The 23,133-nt window shown below is 71.3% G+C and carries 15 protein-coding genes; 8 read left to right on the top strand and 7 right to left on the bottom strand.

Translation table 11 applies throughout. The annotated features are described in order from the left end of the window. Positions 1-61: 61 nt before the first annotated feature. Positions 62-1,180 (bottom strand): LCP family protein, encoded by a 1,119-nt coding sequence (locus ACQF4J_RS13070; protein WP_427165674.1) that lies wholly within the window; start codon positions 1,178-1,180, stop codon positions 62-64. A gap of 376 nt (positions 1,181-1,556) precedes the next feature. Between ACQF4J_RS13070 and ACQF4J_RS13065 the strand changes: the two genes are divergently transcribed. From ACQF4J_RS13065 to ACQF4J_RS13045, 5 genes are read left to right on the top strand one after another with little or no spacing between them, the layout of a single operon-like run. Next, positions 1,557-3,182 carry a stealth family protein gene (locus tag ACQF4J_RS13065; RefSeq protein WP_427165673.1) on the top strand — a complete coding sequence of 542 codons (1,626 nt, stop codon included), beginning with the start codon at positions 1,557-1,559 and terminating at the stop codon, positions 3,180-3,182. Between the two features lie 15 nt (positions 3,183-3,197). Then, positions 3,198-4,820, top strand: a complete 1,623-nt coding sequence (locus ACQF4J_RS13060) for a sugar phosphotransferase (RefSeq protein ID WP_351563015.1) — start codon at positions 3,198-3,200, stop codon at positions 4,818-4,820. After that, positions 4,817-6,592 (top strand): stealth family protein, encoded by a 1,776-nt coding sequence (locus ACQF4J_RS13055; RefSeq protein ID WP_351799438.1) that lies wholly within the window; start codon positions 4,817-4,819, stop codon positions 6,590-6,592. The genes ACQF4J_RS13060 and ACQF4J_RS13055 overlap by 4 nt, the downstream gene beginning before the upstream one ends. Beyond that, a complete protein-coding gene (locus ACQF4J_RS13050; RefSeq protein ID WP_427165672.1) occupies positions 6,589-8,685 on the top strand; it encodes a glycosyltransferase family 4 protein in 2,097 nt (698 codons plus the stop codon). Before ACQF4J_RS13055 ends, ACQF4J_RS13050 begins: the two co-directional genes overlap by 4 nt. Positions 8,686-8,717: 32 nt before the next feature. Next, positions 8,718-10,685: a hypothetical protein gene (locus tag ACQF4J_RS13045; protein WP_427165671.1), complete on the top strand. Its 1,968-nt coding sequence runs from the start codon at positions 8,718-8,720 to the stop codon at positions 10,683-10,685. Positions 10,686-10,748: 63 nt separating this feature from the next. Here ACQF4J_RS13045 and ACQF4J_RS13040 read toward each other — a convergent pair whose 3' ends face one another. From ACQF4J_RS13040 to ACQF4J_RS13025, 4 genes are all read right to left on the bottom strand, one after another. Then, positions 10,749-12,875, bottom strand: coding sequence for a 3-hydroxyacyl-CoA dehydrogenase NAD-binding domain-containing protein (locus tag ACQF4J_RS13040; RefSeq protein WP_351563023.1), 2,127 nt, complete (start codon positions 12,873-12,875; stop codon positions 10,749-10,751). After that, positions 12,872-14,098, bottom strand: coding sequence for a thiolase family protein (locus tag ACQF4J_RS13035; protein ID WP_427165670.1), 1,227 nt, complete (start codon positions 14,096-14,098; stop codon positions 12,872-12,874). The genes ACQF4J_RS13040 and ACQF4J_RS13035 overlap by 4 nt, the downstream gene beginning before the upstream one ends. A gap of 119 nt (positions 14,099-14,217) precedes the next feature. Next, positions 14,218-15,246, bottom strand: a complete 1,029-nt coding sequence (locus tag ACQF4J_RS13030; protein WP_351563027.1) for a LacI family DNA-binding transcriptional regulator — start codon at positions 15,244-15,246, stop codon at positions 14,218-14,220. After that, positions 15,243-17,615: a glycoside hydrolase family 2 protein gene (locus ACQF4J_RS13025; protein ID WP_427165669.1), complete on the bottom strand. Its 2,373-nt coding sequence runs from the start codon at positions 17,613-17,615 to the stop codon at positions 15,243-15,245. Before ACQF4J_RS13025 ends, ACQF4J_RS13030 begins: the two co-directional genes overlap by 4 nt. A 164-nt stretch (positions 17,616-17,779) precedes the next feature. Between ACQF4J_RS13025 and ACQF4J_RS13020 the strand changes: the two genes are divergently transcribed. The 3 genes from ACQF4J_RS13020 to ACQF4J_RS13010 are packed head-to-tail and all read left to right on the top strand — an operon-like array spanning position 17,780 to position 20,875. Beyond that, positions 17,780-19,093 carry an extracellular solute-binding protein gene (locus ACQF4J_RS13020; RefSeq protein ID WP_427165668.1) on the top strand — a complete coding sequence of 438 codons (1,314 nt, stop codon included), beginning with the start codon at positions 17,780-17,782 and terminating at the stop codon, positions 19,091-19,093. Between the two features lies 1 nt (position 19,094). Beyond that, the gene (locus tag ACQF4J_RS13015) at positions 19,095-20,048 is read left to right on the top strand and encodes a carbohydrate ABC transporter permease (protein WP_351563032.1); all 954 of its coding nucleotides are present in this window, start codon (positions 19,095-19,097) and stop codon (positions 20,046-20,048) included. Then, the gene (locus ACQF4J_RS13010; RefSeq protein ID WP_351563034.1) at positions 20,045-20,875 is read left to right on the top strand and encodes a carbohydrate ABC transporter permease; all 831 of its coding nucleotides are present in this window, start codon (positions 20,045-20,047) and stop codon (positions 20,873-20,875) included. Before ACQF4J_RS13015 ends, ACQF4J_RS13010 begins: the two co-directional genes overlap by 4 nt. Positions 20,876-20,882: 7 nt before the next feature. On the opposite strand, the gene ACQF4J_RS13005 is transcribed toward ACQF4J_RS13010, so the two are convergent. After that, entirely contained in the window at positions 20,883-22,178 is a 1,296-nt protein-coding gene (locus ACQF4J_RS13005) for a ribonuclease D (RefSeq protein WP_351563036.1), read from the bottom strand. A gap of 131 nt (positions 22,179-22,309) precedes the next feature. After that, a complete protein-coding gene (locus tag ACQF4J_RS13000) occupies positions 22,310-22,972 on the bottom strand; it encodes a response regulator transcription factor (protein WP_030939825.1) in 663 nt (220 codons plus the stop codon). Between the last annotated feature and the right edge of the window lie 161 nt (positions 22,973-23,133).

The following is a 23,133-nucleotide window of genomic DNA, read 5'->3' as shown; positions in this document are numbered from 1 at the left end:
GAGGCGCCCCGTCCGGATCACCGGACGGCCCCCAGGCGGCCGGCCCTCAGGAGGCCCGGCCTCAGGAGGTCGAGGCTCCCGTCTTCGTCGAGCCGCCCGTGGCCGGTGACTTCTTCGCGGAGGCCGGGATCTCCTCGTCCTTGCGCAGGGCCTGCCACAACTGCCCGGCCTGGGGCTGGGCGGCGACCACACGGTTGGGGTCCTGGGTGTCGTACCGCACCGGAAGCATGATCGTCTCCATCGTGGAGGGGTCTATGCCGTTCATGCTGCGGCCGAACTCGGCGAGCTTGGTGAGGGACGCCAGACCCGAGTCGGTGGTGAGGGACCGGGTGAGCTTGTCGGCGATCCGGAAGGACTTCGTCGGGCTGCCGAGGAGGTCCTGCTTCTTGATCTCGCTCAGCAGATCGATCAGGAACTGCTGCTGCAGGCCTATGCGCCCCAGGTCGCTGCCGTCGCCGACGCCGTGCCGGGTGCGGACGAACTGCAGCGACTGGGTGCCGTCGAGCTTGTGCGTACCGGCCGTGATGTTCAGACCGCTGTTGTGGTCGTGGATGTCCCGGTCGACCGTGACGGTCACCCCGCCGATGGCGTCGACCAGTCCCTTGAAGCCGGCGAAGTCGATCTCGACGAAGTGGTCCATGCGGACGCCGGACATCCGCTCCACGGTCTTGACCACGCACGCCGGGCCGGCCAGCGAGTACACCGAGTTGAACATCACGCGCTTCGCCGACGGCAGCGACGAGCCGTCCTTGGCCCTGCACGCGGGCCGCGTCACCAGGGTGTCGCGCGGGATGCTCACGGCGACGGCCTGGCGGCGGCCCTCGGGTATGTGGATCACCAGCGCGGTGTCGGAGCGGGCCCCGGCCGCCGTGTCCCCGCTCAGCTTCCCGTTGGCGCCCGCGCGCGAGTCGGAGCCGAGCACCAGCAGGTTCTGCCCCGACGTGGGCAGCTTCTCGGGCCGGTCGTCGCCGATCGCCTTGTCCAGGTCGACGCCCTTGATGTTGCCGTTCAGATCGCTGTACAGCCAGTAGCCGACACCTCCGGCGGCCACCAGGAGCAGGACCAGGCTCAGCGCGATCCAGCGCCAGACGCGGCGGCGCTTCCTCGGCGTCCTGCCCCGGCGGCCCGACGGCGCGCGCCGTGATCCCTCCGGGCCCGTCTCCGTCAGGGCGTGCGTCATGTGCGTCGGTCCTCTCTCCTCGACCAGTGGCTCAGGGCATGTGTGGGGGAGAGACCGAGCCAGTCTGCGGCGATGGGCAGTCGCCCACCGGTCATCAGACGTTCATTGAGACGCAAGGGTTGTATGTGTTTTCTGTCATTTCTGTCTGTTCTTGACAGCAGTGTGAGCGCTTGCTGATGATGTGCCGGTCCTGTGAAGGTTAAATATTCGGTATGAACCGGCGGCGGCTTTTTGCCATCGCCTTACGTGGTCGCACATCGAGCCGGGGGGCACGAGGGCGAGCGGCCACCTGGTACTCACCTCGGCCCTGCCGGGTGAGAAGAGGGGGAGGGGTGGCTGTGCTGGTGCGTGCGTCGGCCCGTGGGGGGCGAGCGGCGTGACGGCCGTATTCGATCAGGCTCTGCGGCGGTCGGCGGGCACGGCGGGGGAGGCGGGGTACGGCGCCGTACGGCGGTCCACCGCCCAGGCGGGACCCACCACGGTCACCGCGGAACACGGCGACGTCTACGTCGAACCTGGACTGACCCCGCTCTCGGCCCGCGAGGCCAACCGTTCGGCCCTGACCGCACTGCTGGACTCGGCCGGCGTCGCCCACTTCGCCGTCCGCGGCACCGATGACCACGGCACGGTCGTCGGCGTCGCCGAGGAGGACCGCGAGCGGGTGCTGAGCGTGGTCTTCCGCGGACTCGGCCAGTACCCGGGGCACCTCAGCGTGATCGATCCGGACGCGCCCCGGCCGGCCCGGCCCGTCTCCACCCGCGACCCGAAGGCCTGGCGCGAGGTCGCCGCCGCCCGGATCCTGCGGATCAGCTGGTACCGCACCGACCCGGAGCGCCATCTGCTGCTCGGGCACGAGTACGGCTGCGCGATCGAGTTCTGGCAGCGCGACGGCTCCTACCTCCTCGCGCCGCGCGCCAACCGGGCCACCTGGGCCGTCGTGGCCGACGCCCCGAACGTGCTCGGCGCCGCCAGACTGTTCAGTCGGTTCGTATCGGACTGGACCCCGCGGCACCTGGCGCCGGCCCTGGCCACCCGGCCCGAGTTCCTGGTGAACTGCGCGGACGACATCGCCTTCCCGGTCGACGCCGTCTACACCTGGGTCGACGGCAACGACCCGGCCTGGCAGCGCCGCAAGGCGCAGGCCAAGGGCGAGGTCTACCACGCCGAGTCGGCGAGCGACGCCCGCTTCATCAGCCGCGACGAGCTGCGCTACTCGGTGCGCTCGCTGCACCTGTTCGCGCCGTGGATCCGCAACGTCTATGTCGTCACCGACGACCAGGTGCCGGCCTGGCTGCGTGAGGACGTGCCGGGACTGCGCATCGCCACGCACCGGGAGATCTTCCGTGACCGGTCCGTGCTGCCGGTGTTCAACTCGCACGCCATCGAGTCGCAGCTGCATCGCGTCGAGGGCCTGGCGGAGCACTTCCTGTACTTCAACGACGACATGTTCGTCGGCCGCCCGGTGGCCCCGCACGCCTTCTTCACGCCCAGCGGCACCGCCCGCTACTTCCCCTCGCGCAACCGCATACCGCAGGGGCCGGTGGTGGAGACCGACACCCCGGTCGACGCCGCGTGCAAGAACAACCGGACCCTATTGATGAAACGTTTCGGCAGAGTGATCACCCAGCCCATGGAGCACATCCCGTACGCCCTGCGCCGCTCGGCGATGGAGGAGGCCGAACGGGACTTCCCCGAGGCCTGGGCGCGCACCGCCGCCAGCCGCTTCCGCGCCATGACCGACCTGTCGCCGACCTCGTCCTTCGCGCTGTACTACGCGGCGCTGACCGGCCGGGCGCAACCGGGCTCGATGCCCTTCACCTACCTCCAGCTGGCCGTGCCGGACCTGGCGGACCGCCTGCAACGACTGCTCGACGGCCGCGACCAGGACACCTTCTGCCTCAACGACGCCTTCTCCACACCGGAGGACATCGAGGCCCAGCAGGAACTCCTGGACGGCTTCCTCAACGCGTACTTCCCCACCCCAAGCCCGTACGAACGATGAAACGGAGTTCATGACGTGCCGGACCCGACGTCCATGAGCTCCGCGGTCAACGTCTACAAACGCCTCGTCCCCCAGCCCGTCCGTTCCGCCGCCGCGACCACCCTCCCCGTGGGGGTACGGCGCAAGGTCAAGCGGCGCCTCGCCCGCACCCTCAGCCGCCGCGAGGCCCGGCTGCACCGCCGTGCCCTGCGCCAGGTGCGCAGGGCCGGGCTCGGCGGCTCCGAGCGCCGGACCCGGACACCCGACGGCAGGGTCGGGCATGTGCACACCGGCCTCACCGCCGATCTGGCCCGCCGCCTCGACCACGACCTGGTCACCCAGGCCCTGGACGCGGCCGAGATCCCCTGGTTCGCGGTGCCCGCACTCGACGACCGCCGTATCTGCCTGGCCGTCGACCACAAGGACAAGGGTGCCGTCCGCCGGGTGCTACGCGCGTTGCTGGAGGAGCACACGGGATACGTCGTCTCCGTCTCGCCCGCCCAGAACGACACCCGGCAGACCCCGGGCAGTCACGTCAAGGCGTGGAAGCACTACGGCAAGGCGAAGGTCGTCCGGCTCACCTGGCTGCGCACCGAACCCACCGAGAACCTCTGGGTGGGCGAGGACCAGGGCATCGAGATCGAGTTCTGGACGGCCAACACGGACCTGGCCGGCGAGCGGCTGATCGGGCCGCGCCCCAACCGCGTCCAGCGCGCGGTGCCCAGCGACGCGCAGGGCATCGAGATCGGCCTGGAGCGGCTGTCCGGCTACTGCGACATCGACGGCGACCTGGAGCCGACGATCACGCTGGAGACCTTCGACGTCCCGCGGCTGGAGGAGATCACCTTCCCCGTCGACGCCGTGCTGCTGTGGCGGCACGCCACCGCCTGGGGCGAGGAACTGCTGCGCGCCGCGCTGCGCTCCGTGCACCAGTACGCGCCCTGGGTGGACGTCGTCCACGTGGTCGCCGAGGCCGAGCCGCCGGCCTGGCTCACACCGGACGACCGGCTCACCGTGGTCCGCGCCCGGCCCGGATCCGAGTGGCATCTGCACCGGCTGCCCGACGTCGCCGAGCACTTCCTGCTGCTGCGGCCCGGCGCCCTGCTCGGCCGGCCGGTGCGCCCCTTCGACTACTTCACCCCGAGCGGCACGACCCGCCCCCGGCGCGGCACCTGGAACGCCCGGGAGTCCTTCGCCCCGTGGACCCGCGCCGCCTACGCGGCGACCAGCCGGGTGGCCGCGCACGGCTACGCGCACGGCCCGCAGCCGTACCGCGCCGAGACACTGGCCCGGCTGGCCGGGGCCGGGGCGGCGCCGCTGCCGTTCGACGACCCGCAGCTGCTGCCCGCCGTACCCGGCACCCACCCCCTGGACGGCGTGGCCCACCACTTCGGGCACACCACGGGCCTGGCCGATCCCTCCGGCGAGGCCTGGGTGGCGCTGCACGCGGCGCTGCCCGGTGTCGCCACCCACCTGGAGCGGCTCCTGGTGCGCCGGGACACCCAGCAGATCCAGCTGTTCGGCCTCGGCACCGACGAGGCCCGCGCCCGCGGCGGCACCCGGGCCGCGGTGGCGTGGCTGCACCGGTACTACCCCGTCCCGAGCATCTTCGAGGGCGGTCGGACCACTGACGCAGACGAGGCGGACAACCAGCCGTGAGTATGGGCAATCCAGAGGCCTCAGCAGCGGTCGGCGTGTACCGCACCCTGGTTCCCGCCGGCCTCAGACGCCGTATCGCACGCCGGGTTCCCCTCCGGCTGCGCATGCTGCTCAAGCAGCTGCTGCGCCGGCTGCACACCGTGAACCTGGGCGCCCGGGTGATCCGCGGCGCCCGGGCCAGGCGCCGCTGGCCGCACCTGTCCGGCGCGGGCGAGCGCCTGGTCGCCCTCGCCGGGCACGGCGCGCGGGTCGCGCTGGTACGGCCGACGGTGTCACCGCTCGGTCTGCGCGAGGCCAACCTCGAACTCGTCGTCACGGCCCTGGAAGAGGCGGGCGTCGACTACTTCGCGGTGCGCGGCACCTCCGACTTCCGCTCCTGCCTGGCCGTCGCCGAGGCCGACCGCGAACTCGTCGGCCGGGTGCTCCAGCGATGCGCCGAGCGCGGCCCGGTCTATCTGCGGGCCTGCCGGGGCGAGGCGGCACAGGGCCGCACCGTGCCGGCCGGTTCCCGTCCCGGGCGGCGGCTGGCCCGGCAGTCCGCCGTCCTGCGGGTCGGCATGGTGTGGAGCGACCCGGCCGCCTCGCTGGTCCTCGGCCTGGAGCACGGCTGCGACATCGAGTTCTGGCGGCCCGAGGACGGACGCCTGCTCGCGCCGCGCCCCAACCGGGTCACCGAGGACGTCGCCCTCGACGAGCCACGTGTCACCGTCCCCGTCAGCCGGCTCACCGGCTTCGCCGCCCTGCACACCCGCCGCACCCGCTCGGTGCGCACCATCCGGCCCTGCGCCGACCCGCTGCCCGAGGACGTCCGTTTCCCCGTCGACGTCGTCTACACCTGGGTCGACGGCAGCGACCCCGAGTGGCAGCGGCGCCGCGGCGCCTTCGGCGAGGGCGGCTACCACTCCGAGTCCGCGAACGCCGCCCGCTACATCAGCCGCGACGAACTGCGCTACTCCCTGCGCGCGTTGGAGCAGAACGCCCCATGGGTACGCCATGTCTTCGTGGTGACGGACCGTCAGCGCCCCACCTGGCTCAACGACGGCCACCCGCGCCTCACGGTCGTCGACCACTCGGAGATCTTCGACGACCCGGCAGCGCTGCCCACCTTCAACTCGCACGCCATCGAGAGCCGCCTGCACCACATCAAGGGCCTGTCCGAGCACTTCCTGTACTTCAACGACGACATGTTCCTCGGCAGCCCGGTCACGCCCCAGGACTTCTTCCTCTCCAACGGCATGACCCGCACCTTCTTCTCCCCCTCCCAGGTGCCCCGGTGGGCCCCGACCCCCGTGGACCGTCCGGTCGACGCGGCCGGCAAGAACAACCGGCGACTGCTGCAGGACCACTTCGGCACCGCCATCGTGCAGAAGCTGCGGCACGCGCCCTACGCGCTGCGGCGCAGCGTGCTCGCGGAGATCGAGCGCGAGTTCGCCGAGGAGCACCGGCGCACCTCCCGCAGCCGGTTCCGCAGCGCCGGCGACATCTCCATCCCGTCGTCGCTGTACCACTACTACGCCTACTTCACCGGCCGGGCCGTGCCCTCGAACATCGCCTTCGCCTACCTCGACCTCGCCAAGCCCGAGATCCAGCGCCGCCTCGGCATCCTGCTGGCCCGGCGCGACCGGCAGGCGTTCTGCATCAACGACACGCTCTCCGACGGCCACGACGTGGACCGCCAGACGGCGATGCTCAGCAGGTTCCTGAAGTCCTACTACCCCGTGCCGTCCCCCTTCGAGCGAAAGGACGAGCGGAAGGAGCGTGAGGTCCGGTGAGGATCTCCTTCCTGATCAACAACATCTACGGCATCGGCGGCACCAACCGCACGGTCATCAACCTCGCCGAGGCCCTCTCCGTCCACCACGAGGTGGAGATCGTCTCGGTGTTCCGGCGGGCCGCCGCACCGAAGTTCGGGATCTCCCCGCGCGTCGGTGTGCGCGCCCTCGTCGACCTGCGCCCCGGCTCCGCCGACCGCACCGCGGCAGGCAGCGGCGAACCCAGCGACGTCGTGCCGCGCCAGGAGGAGTTCTCCGCGCAGTACAGCAGGTTCACCGACGGCCGCATCATCCGCGAACTGCAGAAGACCACCGCCGACGTCGTCGTCGGCACCCGGCCCAGCCTCAACCTCTTCGTCGCCGCGCACACCCGGGACGGCGCCCTGCGCGTCGCCCAGGAGCACATGACCCACCTGGCCATCCCGCCGGCCGTGCGCGCCGAGATGGCCCGGGTCTACCCGCGGCTGGACGCGATCACCACGGTCACCGAGGCCGACGCCCGCTCCTTCACGGAGAACACGCCCGTCGCGGGCGTCCCCGTGACGGGCATCCCGAACAGCGTGCCCCGGCCGTCCGTCGAGCCCTCCGACTGCTCGCGCAAGGTCGTCGTCAGCGCCGGCCGCATGCACCACGTCAAGCGCTACGACCTCCTCGTCCGGGCCTTCGGCTCGCTGGCCGAGGAGTTCCCCGACTGGCAGCTGCGGATCTACGGCGACGGCGGCGAGGCAGGCAAGCTGCGCGCCCTGATCTCCGAACTCGGCCTGGCCGGACGGGCGTTGCTGATGGGCGGCTTCTCACCCATCGAGTCCGAGTGGGCCAAGGGGTCCATCGCGGCCGTCACGTCGAGCGCGGAGTCCTTCGGCATGACACTGGTCGAGGCGATGCGCTGCGGACTGCCCGTGGTCTCCACCGACTGCCCCGTCGGCCCGCGCGAGATCCTGCGGGACGGCGAGGACGGCTTCCTGGTGCCCAACGGCGACGTCGACGGCATCGCCCACGGCCTGCGCCGCCTGATGGCCGACGAACCCCTGCGCCGCGCCATGGGCGCCGCCGCCCTGCGCAACGCCACCCGCTACGACCCCGCCGCCGTCGCCGACCGCTACGTCGAGCTGTTCGAGGACGCCGCCCGCCGCCGCGCCGCCACCGAGCGCGGCTACCGGGCCCCGGCGGCCACCCGCCGCACGGGCACCCGGCACCTCACGGTGCCCCCCGTCTCGCTCGGCGCGGCCACCGTCGACGTCACCGCCGACGACGCGGGCTGGCTGCGCCTTTGCGCCGACGGGCCCGGCGAGGGCCGCCGCCGCTGGCAGTTCGTGCTGCGCCACAAGCCGGCCGACGGCGACCGCCTTCCCGACCTGCCGCTGCGCACCTCGCGCAAGGACCTCGAGAACGGCGGCACCCGCTACACCGCCGTACTGACCCCGTCCACCCTCGACGAACTCGGCGACGGACGCTGGCAGGTGACGATGAGCGCCGCCAAGTCCTCGCCCGTCCACATGAAGGCCGGCGTCCGCGACACCCGCGCCCTCATCGACGCCCGCGCCCGCACCATCGCCCGCCCCCCGGCCGGCCCGGTCGGCTGGAACCTGCCCTACGCCCAGCCCAACGGCCGCCTGATGCTGCGCACCGTGCTGCGCGAGGAGCACGCCGAGTGCACCCGGGTCGAGGCCGCCGACGGCGCGATCACCCTGCGGGGCGTCCTCACCGGCGGACGCCGGATCGAGCCCGGCGCGCTGTTCATCGTCAGCCGCCGCGGCCGCCACACGCGGACCTTCTCCGTGCCCGTCGAGGTCCTCGGCCGGCAGGCGTTCCGCGCCGAGGCGCCGCTGCGCCATGTCGTCGACCACCGCCTGGAGCGCTGGGAGGACTGGGACTGGTGGCTGCAGCCCGACCCGTTCGACCGTCGCAAGGTGCGCGTCTGCCACCTGCTGGAGGACTTCGCCGACGTCAAGGCCGCCTACGTCCACCCGTCCGTACCGCTCGTCGGCGACGAGCCCTCGCCGTACGCCGTGGTCCACCCGGCCCGCCCGGTGTGGGTGCGGCCCTACTGCTCGGCCTCCGGCGCCATGGCCATGAACGTGGTCGACCGATGAGCCCTGCCCACCCCGACGGCCGAGGAGGGCCGATGACCGGATCCACCCGCTCCATCCTGCACATCGTCGCCCACCAGGACGACGACCTGTACTTCATGAACCCCGACCTGGTGCGCTCCCTCCAGGACGGCGACCGGATCACCACGGTGGTCGTCACCGCGGGCGAGGCCGACGGCATCAACGTCGACACCAACGAGCCACAACGCGCCGCCGTCGCACCCGACTTCGCGCGCTACAGCACCGAACGCGGCTGCGGCCTGCGCTCCGCGTACGCCCGGATGGCCACCGGCGACCGCGACCGCCCCTGGCGGCGCGAACCGGTCGACCTGGTCGCCGGGTTCGCGGCGGAACGGTTCACCCTCGTCGGCCACGACGACGTGTGCCTGTACTTCCTGCAGCTGCACATGGGCGCCCCCACCGAGCGCGGCACCCGCACCCGGCTGCACCACCTGTGGGAGGGCGCGCTGCGCACCCAGGCCACGCTGCCGGTGCACGGCTGCACCGTCGGCGAGGTCCAGCACATCACCCGCGAGCAGGTGATCGAGGCACTGACCGCGCTCCTCGGTCATGTCCGTCCCACGCTGGTGCGCACCATGGACCCCGACCCCGAACACGACGGCGGACGCGAGGAGTTCGTCTGCTCCGACCACGTCGACCACACGACCGTCACGCAGTTCGCGCTCGCCGCCCTCGCCCGGCACCGGGAGGCCGGTCACAGCCCGGTGGTGGAGCACTACCGCGGCTACGCCAACCGTTTCTGGGGCTTCAACCTCGACTCGGCCGCGGTCGGCGAGAAGGGCGAGTACCTGGCGACGTACGGCGGTGTCGACGCGCCGACGGTCTGTCCGCACGGCACCTGCCAGACCTGCGGAGACCGCCAGCTCGGGCCCAACCCATACCGCAGCACCCACATGATGAGCGCCGCCTACCGCTACTCGCCGGCCACGAACTGGCTGCGGCTCGGCCCGGGCGGGCGGCTCAACGCCTTCGGGGTACTGGCCGGACGGCTGGCCTTCTGGACCGAGACCGGGCCGGCGAGCGGCGAGTGGAAGGGCCCCTACGTCCTCGGCGACGGCTGGATCGCGCCGACGCTCGCGGTGACCGGCCTAGCCGGCGGTCCGGCCGAACTGGTCGGCCTGCGCCGCCAGAACGTCGTCGGCGGCGGGGTCACCGTGGACGTCGTGCACACGGCGCAGGACCCGGGCGGCAACGGCTTCAGCGGCTGGCAGACCCTGGAGAACCCCGACTGGGCGCACGGCGACGGCCGCCGCCAGCGGGAGCTGGGCGTCCCCTCGGCCGCGGTGGACGCGGGCGGGCGGCTGTACGTCTTCGTCCGCGACTTCGACCAGGGCGTCGCCTGCCGCCGTCGTGAGGCCGACGGCACCTGGCTGCCCTGGGAGAACCTCGGCGGCAGGTTCGTCCAGGACGCGGGCTGCGCCCTGGTCACCGAGCGCGGGACCGTCGAGCTGTACGTGCCCGGCAAGAACTCGGTCTGGCGCTGGCACCAGAGCGAACCCGGCGACCCCTTCGTCCTCGACGACACCCTGCGGACCGGCCGCCCCGCCACCGGCGGCATCACGGCCGTCGACTCCGGCGGCGGCCGCACCTGCCTGTACTTCCGCGAGGCCGGCACCCAGCAGGTGATGGCCTACCGTCAGCACGCCGACGGCCGTTGGCCCGGATCCGGCGCGGGCCTCGGGGGTCACGGCGGCACCGGAGCCGTGGCCGCCCTGTGGGCACCGGAGCGCGGCGCCCGCGAGGCGTTCCTCGCCCACCGGGGCAGCCGGGGCCGTCTCGTCACCTCGATGCCCGACCGGGACAAGGACGTCTCCGGCACCCACTGGCACGAGTCCGGCGAGATGTTCGCGAGCGCCCCGGCGATGGCCTACGACGCGACGGGCGCCGTGGTCGTCACGGTCCTCGGCACGGACGGCCGACTCCACGTCCGCCGCCAGCTGGCCCCGGCCGCGGGCAGCCCGCTGGGGCCCTGGCTGTCGTAGGAGAACCCACGGCAAGAGGGCCTCCGCCCGGCGGCGGAGGCCCTCTTCGATCGCCCTCGGGTGTTACGCCGGAACCGACGCCACGCCCGGAGCCAGGAACCTCTTGCCGTTCACGCGCTCGGAGACACCCTCGCGGTCCAGGTACGGCGTGATGCCGCCCAGGTGGAAGGGCCAGCCGGCGCCCGTGATCAGGCAGAGGTCGATGTCCTGGGCCTCGGCGACGACGCCCTCGTCGAGCATGAGCCCGATCTCCTGGGCGACGGCGTCCAGGACGCGCGCGCGGACCTGCTCCTCGGTCAGGACGGAGTCGCCCTGCTCGAGCAGTGCGGCGACCTCGGGGTCCAGCTCCGGCTTGCCGGAGTCGTAGACGTAGAAGCCGCGCTTGCCCGCCTTGACGACGGCCGCGAGGTTCGGGGAGACCGTGAAGCGGTCCGGGAAGGCCCGGTTGAGGGTCTCCGAGACGTGCAGGCCGATCGCGGGACCGACGAGTTCCAGGAGGACGAGCGGAGACATGGGCAGGCCCAGGGGCTCCACCGCCTTCTCCGCCACGGCGACCGGGGTGCCCTCGTCGATGACGTTCTGGATCTCGCCCATGAAGCGGGTGAGGATGCGGTTCACGACGAACGCCGGGGCGTCCTTGACCAGGACCGCGGTCTTCTTCAGCTTCTTGGCCACGGCGAACGCCGTCGCGAGCGAGGCGTCGTCGGTCCGCTCGCCGCGGACGATCTCCAGCAGCGGCAGGATCGCGACCGGGTTGAAGAAGTGGAAGCCGACGACCCGCTCGGGGTTCTTCAGCTTCGACGCCATCTCCGTCACCGACAGCGAGGAGGTGTTGGTGGCGAGGATCGCGTGCGCCGGGGCGACCGCCTCGACCTCCGCGAACACCTGCTGCTTGACGCCGATCTCCTCGAAGACGGCCTCGATGATGAAGTCCGCGTCCGCGAAGCCCTCGGCCTTGTCGAGCACACCGGTGACCAGGGCCTTGAGGCGGTTGGCCTTGTCCTGGTTGATACGGCCCTTGCCGAGCAGCTTGTCGATCTCGGCGTGGACGTAGCCCACACCCTTGTCGACGCGCTCCTGGTCGATGTCGGTCAGCACGACCGGCACCTCCAGGCGGCGCAGGAAGAGCAGGGCCAGCTGCGAGGCCATCAGGCCCGCGCCGACCACGCCCACCTTGGTGACCGGGCGGGCCAGGTTCTTGTCCGGGGCGCCGGCGGGACGCTTGCCGCGCTTCTGCACCAGGTTGAACGCGTAGATCCCGGAGCGCAGTTCGCCGCCCATGATCAGGTCGGCGAGCGCCTGGTCCTCGGCGTCGTAGCCCTGCTGGAGGTCGCCGTTCTTGGCGGCGGCGATGATGTCCAGGGCGCGGTAGGCGGCCGGGGCGGCGCCGTGCACCTTGGAGTCCGCGATGAAGCGGCCCTTGGCGACGGCCTGGTCCCAGGCCTCACCGCGGTCGATGACCGGGCGCTCGACGACGATCTCGCCCTTGAGGACGGACGCCGTCCACAGCAGGGACTGCTCCAGGAAGTCCGCGCCCTCGAACAGCGCGTCGGCGATGCCCAGTTCGTAGACCTGGACGCCCTTGAGCTGCTTGTTCTGGTTGAGCGAGTTCTCGATGATCACCGAGACGGCCTTGTCGGCGCCGATCAGGTTCGGCAGCAGGGTGCAGCCGCCCCAGCCGGGGACCAGGCCGAGGAAGACCTCGGGGAGCGAGAAGGCGGGCAGGGCCGCGGACACCGTGCGGTAGGTGCAGTGCAGACCGACCTCGACGCCACCGCCCATCGCGGCGCCGTTGTAGTACGCGAAGGTCGGCACCGCGATGCCCGCGAGGCGCTTGAAGACCTCGTGGCCGCCCTTGCCGATGGCCAGCGCGTCCTTGTGCTCCTTGAGGAGCTCGACGCCCTTCAGGTCCGCGCCGACCGCGAAGATGAACGGCTTGCCGGTGATGCCGACACCGACGATCTCGCCGGCCGCGGCCTCCTTCTCGACCTGGTCGATGGCGGTGTCGAGGTTCGCCAGCGAGGCCGGGCCGAAGGTGGTCGGCTTGGTGTGGTCGAAGCCGTTGTCCAGCGTGATCAGCGCGAAGCGCCCCGCGTTGAACGGCAGGTCCAGGTGGCGTACGTGCGCCTGGGTGACGACCTCGTCCGGGAACAGCTCGGCCGCACCCTTCAAGAGCTCAGTGGTGCTCACTTGCTGCCTCCGGCGTCCTTGTGGTTCGGGTTCTCCCAGATGACGGTCGCGCCCATGCCGAAGCCGACGCACATGGTGGTCAGGCCGTAACGGACCTCGGGCTGCTCCTCGAACTGACGGGCCAGCTGCGTCATCAGGCGCACACCCGAGGAGGCCAGCGGGTGACCGAAGGCGATCGCGCCGCCGTACTGGTTGACGCGCTCGTCGTCGTCGGCGATGCCGTAGTGGTCGAGGAAGGCCAGGACCTGGACGGCGAAGGCCTCGTTGATCTCGAACAGGCCGATGTCGGAGATCGACAGACCCGCCTGGGCGAGGGCCTTCTCGGTGGCCGGGATCGGGCCGTAGCCCATGACCTCCGGCTCGACACCCGCGAAGGAGTACGCGACGAGGCGCATCTTCACCGGCAGGTCGTTCTCGCGGGCGAAGTCCTCGGAGGCGATCAGCGAGGCGGTGGCTCCGTCGTTCAGACCGGCCGCGTTGCCCGCGGTGACCCGGCCGTGCACACGGAACGGCGTCTTCAGACCGGAGAGGTTCTCCAGGGTCGTGCCCGGGCGCATCGGCTCGTCGGCGGTGACCAGACCCCAGCCGGTCTCGCCGGCCTCCGGGTTGGTGCGGCGCACGGAGATCGGCACCAGGTCGGCCTGGATCTTGCCGTTGGCGTACGCCTTGGCGGCCTTCTCCTGGGAGCGCACGGCGTACTCGTCGGCGCGCTGCTTGGTGATGTGCGGGTAGCGGTCGTGCAGGTTCTCCGCGGTCATGCCCATGAACAGGGCGGACTCGTCGACCAGCTTCTCGCTCACGAACCGCGGGTTCGGGTCCACGCCCTCGCCCATGGGGTGACGGCCCATGTGCTCGACACCGCCCGCGATGGCGATGTCGTAGGCGCCGAAGGCGACGGAACCGGCGACCGTGGTGACGGCGGTCAGGGCACCGGCGCACATGCGGTCGATGGAGTAACCGGGCACCGACTGCGGCAGACCGGCGAGGATGCCCGCCGTGCGGCCGATGGTCAGACCCTGGTCGCCGATCTGCGTGGTCGCGGCGATCGCCACCTCGTCGATCTTCTTCGGGTCGAGACCGGGGTTGCGGCGCAGCAGCTCCCGGATCGCCTTCACGACGAGGTCGTCGGCACGGGTCTCGTGGTAGATGCCCTTCGGGCCCGCCTTGCCGAACGGGGTACGGACGCCGTCTACGAAGACGACGTCCCTGACGGTACGAGGCACGATGGCTCTCCTCCAGGGTGCGGGATCTGCACTGCTGCGGCCGCGCTGAGCGCGCGCTCAGATCCATGCTACTTGCGGGTAACGTAACTGCACACCCCTGACGGCCACAGCGGCGAAGGTCACACCCGCGGAGGAGCGGTCGAACCCCGGGGAGTGAGGACGGGAGTGGGCACCGGATGCGACCCGGACCCCTTGCCGGTGATCACGCCGAACAGCGTATGCGCCACGTCCGCCCCGAATCCGTGCACGTCATGGCTCATGGCGGAGAGCGTCGGATGGGTGAGCCGGCACAGCTGGGAGTCGTCCCAGGCCAGCAGCGAGACGTCCGCCGGCACGCGCAGCCCCATCTCCGCGGCCACCGACAGCCCGGCCACGGCCATGATGTCGTTGTCGTAGACGATCGCCGTGGGCCGGTCCGGAGCGGCCGCGGTCAGCAGCGAACGGGTGGCCCGCGCCCCCGCCTCCCCGGAGTAGTCGGTGGTGACCTGCCAGGCCCCCGCGAGTTCCAGGGCCCGTGCCGCCCCGTCGAACGCGGCCGTCCGGGTCGCCGTGTGCCCGAGCGCCGCCGCACCCCCCACCCGCGCGATCCGCCGGTGCCCGAGCGCCGCGAGATACCGCACCGCCTCCGTCACGGCGGTCGCGTCGTCGGTCCACACCGATGTCAGCGCCCCGGTGAGCGACGGATGCCCGACCGCCACCACCGGCATCCCCAGCCGCTCCGCCGAGGCCACGCGGGGGTCGTCGAGCCGGAAGTCGACCAGGATCGAGCCGCCGACCTGCCGCCCCCGCCACCACGACTCCAGCAGCCCGACCTCCTCCTCCACGTTCCGCACGAGCCGCAGCAGCAGCGAGCAGGACCGCTCGGTCAGCACGCTCTCCACCCCGGAGACGAACTCCATGTAGAAGGGCTCCAGACCGAGCAGTCGCGCGGGCCGGCAGATCGCCAGCCCCACGACGTCCACCCGGGATCCCGCCAGCGTCCGCGCGGTCGGGTTCGGCGCCCACCCGAGCTCCCGGGCCGCCTCGAAGATCCGGTCCCGGGTCGCCTCCGACAGGCCCGGCTTGTGGTTGAAGGCGAGCGACACCGCTCCCTTGGACACACCGGCGCGCGCGGCGACGTCCTTGATGGTGACGCGGGAGGTCGTCATGCGGTCGGCTCCAGGCAGTACAGGGCGGCGCGGGCGGCGTCCGGGTCGGGATTCTCCCAGCCGCTGACCCCGATGGTCACCCGCTCCCCGGGCAGCAGCGTGACCAGCCCCCGGTCGGCGCGTGCCTCGGGCCGCAGCCGGTCGGCCTGCAGCAGCAGATCCCGTACGAGAGTGCGGGCCGTCACCGTCACCGCGCCCGGAGCCACCGTCACGTCGAACTCCGGCTTCGGGTACGGCACTTCGCGGTCCGGCACGGAGAACCACATCGCCCGCAGCCCGTCCGCGTCGGCCACCAGGAACTCCTCGGGGCCGGCCGGCTCCAGCTCCCGCGGCACCTCCACCGAGGCGACGGCGCGCCGCTCCGCGCGGAACTCCACGCCCGCCTCGGCGACCACCGCGCCCTGGACGGACATCCGCCGCAGCGTCACGGTCCCCGTCCACGCCCGCCCGGACTGGTTGACGGCCGCCAGCACCAGTCCCCGCTCCCGGGACTGCAGGGTCAGCAGCCGGTCCGCGTACAGCCGCCGCAACTCGTGGTAGAGCGGCTTCTCCCGTCCGTCCCCGTCGATCGCGGCCCAACTCGTCACCGGCCAGCAGTCGTTGAGCTGCCACACGATGGTGCCCGCGCAGGCCGGCCAGTGCGACCGCCAGTGCTCGATCCCGGCGGCCACCGCGCGCGCCTGGTTCACCTGCGTCAGATAGTGCCAGCGGTCGAAGTCCCCCTTCGGCACGGCGAAATGCCCGGCCAGCCCCCGCTCCAGCTTGCCGTTGCCGTCGTCGGCCTTCTGGTGGTGCAGCATGCCGGGGGAGTCCGGGGCGAGTGCCTCGCCCGGCAGCGCCCGCCGCAGCGTGGCGTACGCGGGCGGCGCCTGCCAGCCGAACTCGGCCACGAACCGCGGCACTTCACGCCGGTACTCCCCGTAGCCCGCCCGGTTCCACACCTCCCAGGAGTGGTGCGTGCCGTGCGCCGGATCGTTGGGATGCCGCTCCCACGACCCGGACCAGGGACTGCCCGGGGTATAGGGCCGCGTCGGATCCAACTCGGCCACCACACGCGGCAGTACGCCCAGGTAGTACCCCTCGCCCCAGGAGTCCCCGGCGAGCCGGGCCTCCCACCCCCAGTCCCTGAAGCCCCACAGGTTCTCGTTGTTGCCGTTCCACAGCACCAGCGACGGATGCGGCATCAGCCGTACGACGTTCTCCCGCGCCTCGGCCTCCACCTCGCCCCGCAGCGGCTGCTCCTCCGGGTAGGCGGCGCAGGCGAACGGGAAGTCCTGCCAGACCAGCAGCCCCAGTTCGTCGCAGGCGTCGTAGAAGTCCCCGCTCTCGTAGATCCCACCGCCCCAGACGCGCACCAGGTCCACCCCGGCGCGCGCGGCCTGCCCGAGCCGCTCCCGATAGCGTTCCCGCGTCACACGCGAGGGGAAGACGTCGTCCGGGATCCAGTTCACGCCGCGCGCGAAGAGCCGCTCGCCGTTGACGACCAGGGTGAAGCCGGTGCCGTGCGCATCGGCGGAGGAGTCGAGCCGCACCGTCCGGAAACCGACCCGGCGACGCCACACGTCCAGCGCGTCCCCCTCGTGCAGGAGCGTCAACTCCACCTCGTACAGCGGCTGTTCACCGTATCCGCGCGGCCACCACAGTCGCGCGTCCGGCACCCGCAGCCGGACGACCCCGGCCGACCCCTCGATCTCGCCGCGCGCCCGGACCCCGCCGACCGTCGCCGCCACGGCGAGCGGCGCCTCCACCCGGCTGCGCTCGACCTCGATGCGCAGCTCCACCACGCCGAGGCCGTCCTCGACCATCACCAGGGGCCGCACCCGGGCGATCCGGGCGGTGGACCAGGACTCCAGCCGCACCGGCCGCCAGATCCCGGCCGTCACCAGCGTGGGCCCCCAGTCCCAGCCGAACGAGCAGGCCATCTTGCGCACGTACTGGTACGGCTCCGCATAGGCGGCCGGCCGCTCGCCCACCCGCCCCCGCACCGCCTCGGCCTCGGCGTAGGCGGAGACGAACCGTACCGACAGCCGCCCCTCCAGGCCGGTGACGTCGAAGCGGTGGGAGCGGTGCATGTTCCGTGTCCGGCCCAGCACCCGGCCGTCGACCGTCACCTCGGCGACCGTGTCGAGCCCGTCGAAGACCAGGTCGGTCTGCTCGTGGCCCCCCGCCCCGGCCGGCAACTCGGTCTCGTACGTCCACTCCCGCCGCGCGACCCACGCGACCTCGGTCTCGTTCGCACCGAGAAAGGGGTCCGGGATCACCCCGGCCGCCAGCAGATCGGTGTGCACACAGCCCGGCACCGCTGCCGGAAGTTCCTCCCCTTCGTGCCGCAGGACCCATCCCTCGGTGAGCGGTGTCGCCTCCAGCATGCACACTCCCTAAACCGTTTCAGTCCAGTCAGCGAAAAGCTTTCGACAGCCTTGGCGAAATACAGACTTTACCGGTTAAGAAAACGTTGTCAGAGTACCGAACCAGCCAACCCGCTCGTGCTCGTCCGTCCCATGAACGTGAACCATGAACGGAGCTGATGCACATGTCCCGCCGTACAGTCCTGGCCATCGCGGCCGGAGCCGCTCTCGTCCTCACGGCCTGCACCGGCACCGGAGCCGCCTCCAAGGGCGCGGACGCCAAGGCGCCCGACGACCCCTCCAAGGTCGGCGGAACCATCAAGGTCCTCACCCAGCGGACCGACCTCGTGCAGGACGGCACGATGAAGAAGTACGCCGCCGCGTTCAACAAGACGTACCCCAAGGTCAAGGTCGAGTTCGAGGCCCTCACCAACTACGAGGCCGACGTCAAGATCCGCATGAACACGGAGAACTACGGGGACGTCCTGATGATCCCGGGCGTGGTGAAGAAGAGCGACTACCCCAGGTTCTTCGCCTCCCTCGGCACCCGGGCGGAGCGCGGCAACAAGTACCGCTTCACGGACTTCACCACGGTGGACGGCAAGGTCTACGGCCAGAGCCCGATCGGCGTGACCCCCGGCTTCGTCTACAACAAGAAGGTCTGGCGCGCGGCCGGCGTCACCAAGTGGCCCACCACGCCGGGCCAGTTCCTGAGCGACCTCAAGGCGATCAAGTCCAGGACGGACGCGGTCCCGTACTACACCAACTTCGCCGCCCAGTGGCCGCTGACGTCGTGGACCTTCGTCAACGGCTCGGTCGGCTGCGACACCGGGGCCACCTCGAAGCTGGCCGACGGCGACCCCTGGGCGAAGGGCAGCGACCTGCGCGTCGGCGACACCCTGCTGTACGACATCGTGCACCAGGGCCTGGCCGAGAAGGACCCGACGACCACCAACTGGGAGCTGTCCAAGCCGCAGTTGGCCAAGGGCAGGATCGCCACCCAGTGGCTCGGCACCTGGGCGATCGTCCAGTTCCAGGACGCGGCGAGGAAGGCCGGGGTGAACCCGGACGACATCGGCTTCATGCCGTTCCCCGCCCAGGTGAACGGCACGTTCTGCGCGGTCGTCGGCCCCGACTACAACCAGGCCGTCAACGTGCACTCGAAGCACAAGGAGGCGGCCCGCGCCTGGATCGACTGGTTCACCGACAAGTCCGGCTACGACAAGGACAACCTGGCGATCTCGCCGCTGAAGAACGGCCCCCTTCCCGACGTGCTGAAGCCCTACGCGGAGCAGGGCGTGAAGCTCATCGAGCTCGACGACACCGACGGCGCCCGGGTGAAGGCCATCGACGACCAGTCCGAGGTCGGCATCAACAAGCCCGACTACCGCCAGGACCTGGTCGACCTCGCGCGCGGCGCCAGGAAGGGCAGCCTGGACTCCTTCCTCGCCGGCCTGAGCGGGAAGTGGACCGAGGCCCAGAAGACCGTGGGGTCCTGAGATGACGGACACCACCCCCAAGGCGCCCGAGCGGACCCCCGCGCAACCGCCGCCCGCAGCGCCGCTGCCGGCCCCCGCCCCGCGTGGCGCGCGCGTGTGGCGGGGCCTGACCCCCTGGCTGTTCCTCCTCGTCCCCCTCGCCTTCCTGATCACGTTCACCTACGCGCCGATCGTCAACATGCTGGCGTACAGCTTCACCGACTGGGACGGCCTCAGCCCCGAACTGCACTACACGGGCATCGGCAACTACACCGAACTGTTCACCCGCCCCGACCTGTTCGAGGTCTTCTGGGTCAGCGGCTACTACCTGGCCGCCTCCGTGGTCCAGATCGCCGTCGCGCTCTACTTCGCCACGATCCTCAGCTTCGACGTCCGCTTCCGGAACCTCTTCAAGGGCGTGCTGTTCTTCCCGTACCTGATCAACGGGGTGGCGATCGGCTTCGTCTTCCTCTACTTCTTCCAGGACGGCGGCACCCTCGACTCGGTCCTCGCGCTCTTCGGCTTCCACTCCGACCACGCGTGGCTGGGCACCCCGGTCTCGGCGAACGTCTCCCTGGCCGGGGTCTCCGTCTGGCGCTACACGGGCCTGAACTTCGTCCTGTTCCTGGGCGCGATCCAGTCCATCCCGGGGGAGCTGTACGAGGCCGCCGAACTGGACGGCGCCAACCGCTGGCGCCAGTTCCGGCACATCATCGCGCCCGGCATCAGGCCCGTGCTCAGCCTCAGCGTGATCCTGTCCGTCTCCGGGTCGCTGTCGGTCTTCGAGATCCCGTACATCATGACCGGCGGCGCGACCGGCACCGAGACCTTCGTGATCCAGACGGTGAAGCTGGCCTTCCAGTTCAACAAGACGGGCCTGGCCTCCGCGGCCGCCGTCGTCCTGCTGCTGATCATCCTCCTGGTGACCTGGATCCAGCGGCGCCTCGTCCCCGACGACAGGGTGGATCTCGTATGACACGCCGAGCGGTGGCCCGCACCCTCGTCTACCTGTCCCTGATCGCGGCGAGCGTGGTCGTCCTGCTGCCGCTGATCGTCGTCCTCCTGACCTCCCTGAAGACCGAACAGGAGACGTCGAACGACACGGGGGCGCTCAGCCTGCCCCACGACCTGCTCAACTTCCACAACTACGTCACCGCGTTCCAGGACGGCCGTATGCTCTCCGCCTTCGGCAACACGGCCTTCATCCTGGTCGTCTCCGTCGGCGGCACGGTGCTCATCGGCTCGATGACGGCCTACGCGATCGACCGGTTCACCTTCCGCCTCAAGAAGCCGGTGGTGGCCCTGTTCCTGATCGCCGCCCTGGTCCCCGGGGTCACCACCCAGGTGGCGACCTTCCGGATCGTCACCGGTTTCGGCATGTTCGACACCCGCTGGGCCCCGATCGCCCTCTACATGGGCACGGACATCGTCTCGATCTACATCTTCCTGCAGTTCGTCCGCTCGATCCCCGTCAGCCTCGACGAGTCGGCCCGCCTGGACGGCGCGAACGCGTTCACGATCTACTGGCGGATCATCTTCCCGCTGCTCAAGCCGGCGATCGCGACCGTGGTGATCGTGAAGGGGATCGCCGTCTACAACGACTTCTACATCCCCTTCCTGTACATGCCGAACCAGGATCTTGGCGTGATCTCGACGTCCCTGTTCCGCTTCAAGGGCCCGTTCGGCGCCCACTGGGAGACGATCTCGGCCGGGGCGATCCTGGTCATCCTCCCCACCCTGGTCGTCTTCCTGTGCCTGCAGCGGTACATCTACAACGGCTTCACACGCGGAGCGACCAGGTGAGGACGGATCAGGAGGCCGGAGCGCCGGCGGACAGCGCGGCCACGAGCACCGGCGTGACCTGCTCGACCTGCCAGGCCCGCGCCCCGTGCCCGGCCAGCGCGGCCCCGACCGACTCGGCGTCCACCGCCTTCGGCGGCTCCCAGCAGACCCGCCGCACGGTGTCCGGCGAGATCAGGTTCTCCTGGGGCATGTTCAGCCGCTCGGCCAGCGCCGACACCCCGGCCCGGGCCGCCGACAGCCGCGCGGCCGCCGCCGGGTCCTTGTCGGCCCAGGCCCGCGGGGGCGGCGGCCCGGTCACCGGCTGCCCGGGCGCGGGCAGCTGGGACTCGCTCAGCGCCTTCGCCCGGTCCACAGCCGCCTGCCACTGCTCCAGCTGCCGCCGCCCCATGCGGTTGCCGAAGCCGTTCAACGCCGTGAGCGCCTGCACATGGGCCGGCAGGGCCAGTGCAGCCTCCACGATGGCCGCGTCGCTGAGCACCTTGCCCGGCGAGATGTCGCGCCGCTGGGCGATCCGGTCGCGGGTCTGCCACATCTCCCGCACGACGGCGAGCTGCCGGCGCCGGCGCACCTTGTGCATCCCGGACGTCCGGCGCCAGGGGTCCTTGCGCGGCTCGGCCGGCGGCGCGGCCGCGATCGCCGCGAACTCCTGCCGGGCCCACTCCAGCTTCCCCTGCCGGTCCAGCTCCTTCTCCAGGGCGTCCCGCAGATCGACCAGCAGCTCCACGTCCAGTGCCGCGTACCTGAGCCACGGCTCGGGCAGCGGCCGGGTCGACCAGTCGACGGCGGAATGCCCCTTCTCCAGTACGAAGCCCAGGACGCCCTCGACCATCGCGCCGAGGCCGACCCGGGGGAAACCGGCCAGCCGGCCCGCGAGCTCGGTGTCGAACAGCCGCGTCGGCATCATGCCTATTTCGCGCAGACAGGGCAGGTCCTGTGTGGCGGCGTGCAGCACCCACTCGACGCCCGACAGCGCCTCACCGAGACCGGACAGATCGGGACAGGCCACGGGGTCGATCAGCGCGGTGCCCGCGCCCTCCCGGCGCAGCTGCACCAGATAGGCGCGCTGGCCGTAGCGGTAGCCGGAGGCCCGCTCGGCGTCGACGGCGACGGGCCCGGTGCCGGCCGCGAACGCGGCGATCACCTCGGCGAGCGCGTCCGCGTCGGCGACGACGGGCGGAATGCCCTCGCGCGGCTCCAGCAGGGGGATCGGCGCCTCCGCTGCAGAAGATCCGCCGTCGTCCGGAGGGGCGCCTCCGGTGGTTCGCAGTGAAACGTCTGCTGCGGTGTCTTGGGCGTCGGTCACCTGTCAAGGGTATCGGTGTATGGACGGCGCCTGCCGACGGAACGTTCCGCCGACAGGCGCCGTGGGGTCGCAAACCAGTCAGCCAGGTGACAGCTCTGGTTCACGTGCGTGAACTTCGCCGGGTGTCGGCCTCAGTGGATGATGCCGGTCCGCAGGGCCACGGCGACCATTCCGGCGCGGTCTCCGGTGCCGAGCTTGCGGGCGATGCGGGCGAGGTGGCTCTTGACGGTCAGCGCGGACAGGCCCATGGAGACGCCGATCGCCTTGTTCGACTGGCCCTCCGCGACCAGCCTCAGCACCTCGACCTCGCGGCCGGAGAGCTCGCGGTAGCCGCCCGGGTGGCTCGGGGCACCCGGGGGGCGGCGGTGCATACGGGCGGCGGCGGATCCGATGGGGGCGGCACCGGGCCGGGTGGGGAGCCCGACGTTGGTGCGGGTGCCGGTGACGACGTAGCCCTTCACGCCGCCCGCGAGGGCGTTGCGCACGGCGCCGATGTCGTCGGCGGCGGACAGGGCCAGGCCGTTGGGCCAGCCCGCCGCGCGGGTCTCCGAGAGGATGGTGAGGCCCGAGCCGTCGGGCAGGTGGACGTCGGCGACGCAGATGTCGCGGGGGTTGCCGATGCGGGGACGAGCCTCCGCGATGGACGAGGCCTCGATGACATCGCGCACACCGAGCGCCCACAGGTGGCGGGTGACGGTGGAGCGGACGCGCGGGTCGGCCACGACCACCATGGCGGTCGGCTTGTTCGGGCGGTAGGCGACCAGGCTTGCGGGCTGCTCGAGGAGAACGGACACCAGGCCTCCTGGGGGGCGGGACGGCTTTCCAAGGTCACAACCGTCTTCGGCACCAAACCTGGAGTTCTTTAGAGAAAGATCACGATTTAGTGAGAAACAATCAGTTCAATTCGGACAGGTGGTCGATCGTTCGGTGAACGAATCGGTTCGTTCGAGGATTC

Origin of the sequence: Streptomyces sp. C1-1 (assembly GCF_050214755.1) — a bacterium.
Taxonomy (GTDB): domain Bacteria; phylum Actinomycetota; class Actinomycetes; order Streptomycetales; family Streptomycetaceae; genus Streptomyces.
This window is presented reverse-complemented; position numbering and strand designations above follow the sequence as displayed.

What these genes read in the sequence shown, in the direction of transcription:
- ACQF4J_RS13020 (WP_427165668.1), top strand. Translation starts at nt 17,780, where the DNA reads ATGTCCCGCCGTACAGTCCTGGCCATCGCGGCCGGAGCCGCTCTCGTC.
- ACQF4J_RS13030 (WP_351563027.1), bottom strand. Translation starts at nt 15,246, where the DNA reads ATGACGACCTCCCGCGTCACCATCAAGGACGTCGCCGCGCGCGCCGGT.
- ACQF4J_RS13070 (WP_427165674.1), bottom strand. Translation starts at nt 1,180, where the DNA reads ATGACGCACGCCCTGACGGAGACGGGCCCGGAGGGATCACGGCGCGCG.
- ACQF4J_RS13015 (WP_351563032.1), top strand. Translation starts at nt 19,095, where the DNA reads ATGACGGACACCACCCCCAAGGCGCCCGAGCGGACCCCCGCGCAACCG.
- ACQF4J_RS13025 (WP_427165669.1), bottom strand. Translation starts at nt 17,615, where the DNA reads ATGCTGGAGGCGACACCGCTCACCGAGGGATGGGTCCTGCGGCACGAA.
- ACQF4J_RS13045 (WP_427165671.1), top strand. Translation starts at nt 8,718, where the DNA reads ATGACCGGATCCACCCGCTCCATCCTGCACATCGTCGCCCACCAGGAC.
- ACQF4J_RS13010 (WP_351563034.1), top strand. Translation starts at nt 20,045, where the DNA reads ATGACACGCCGAGCGGTGGCCCGCACCCTCGTCTACCTGTCCCTGATC.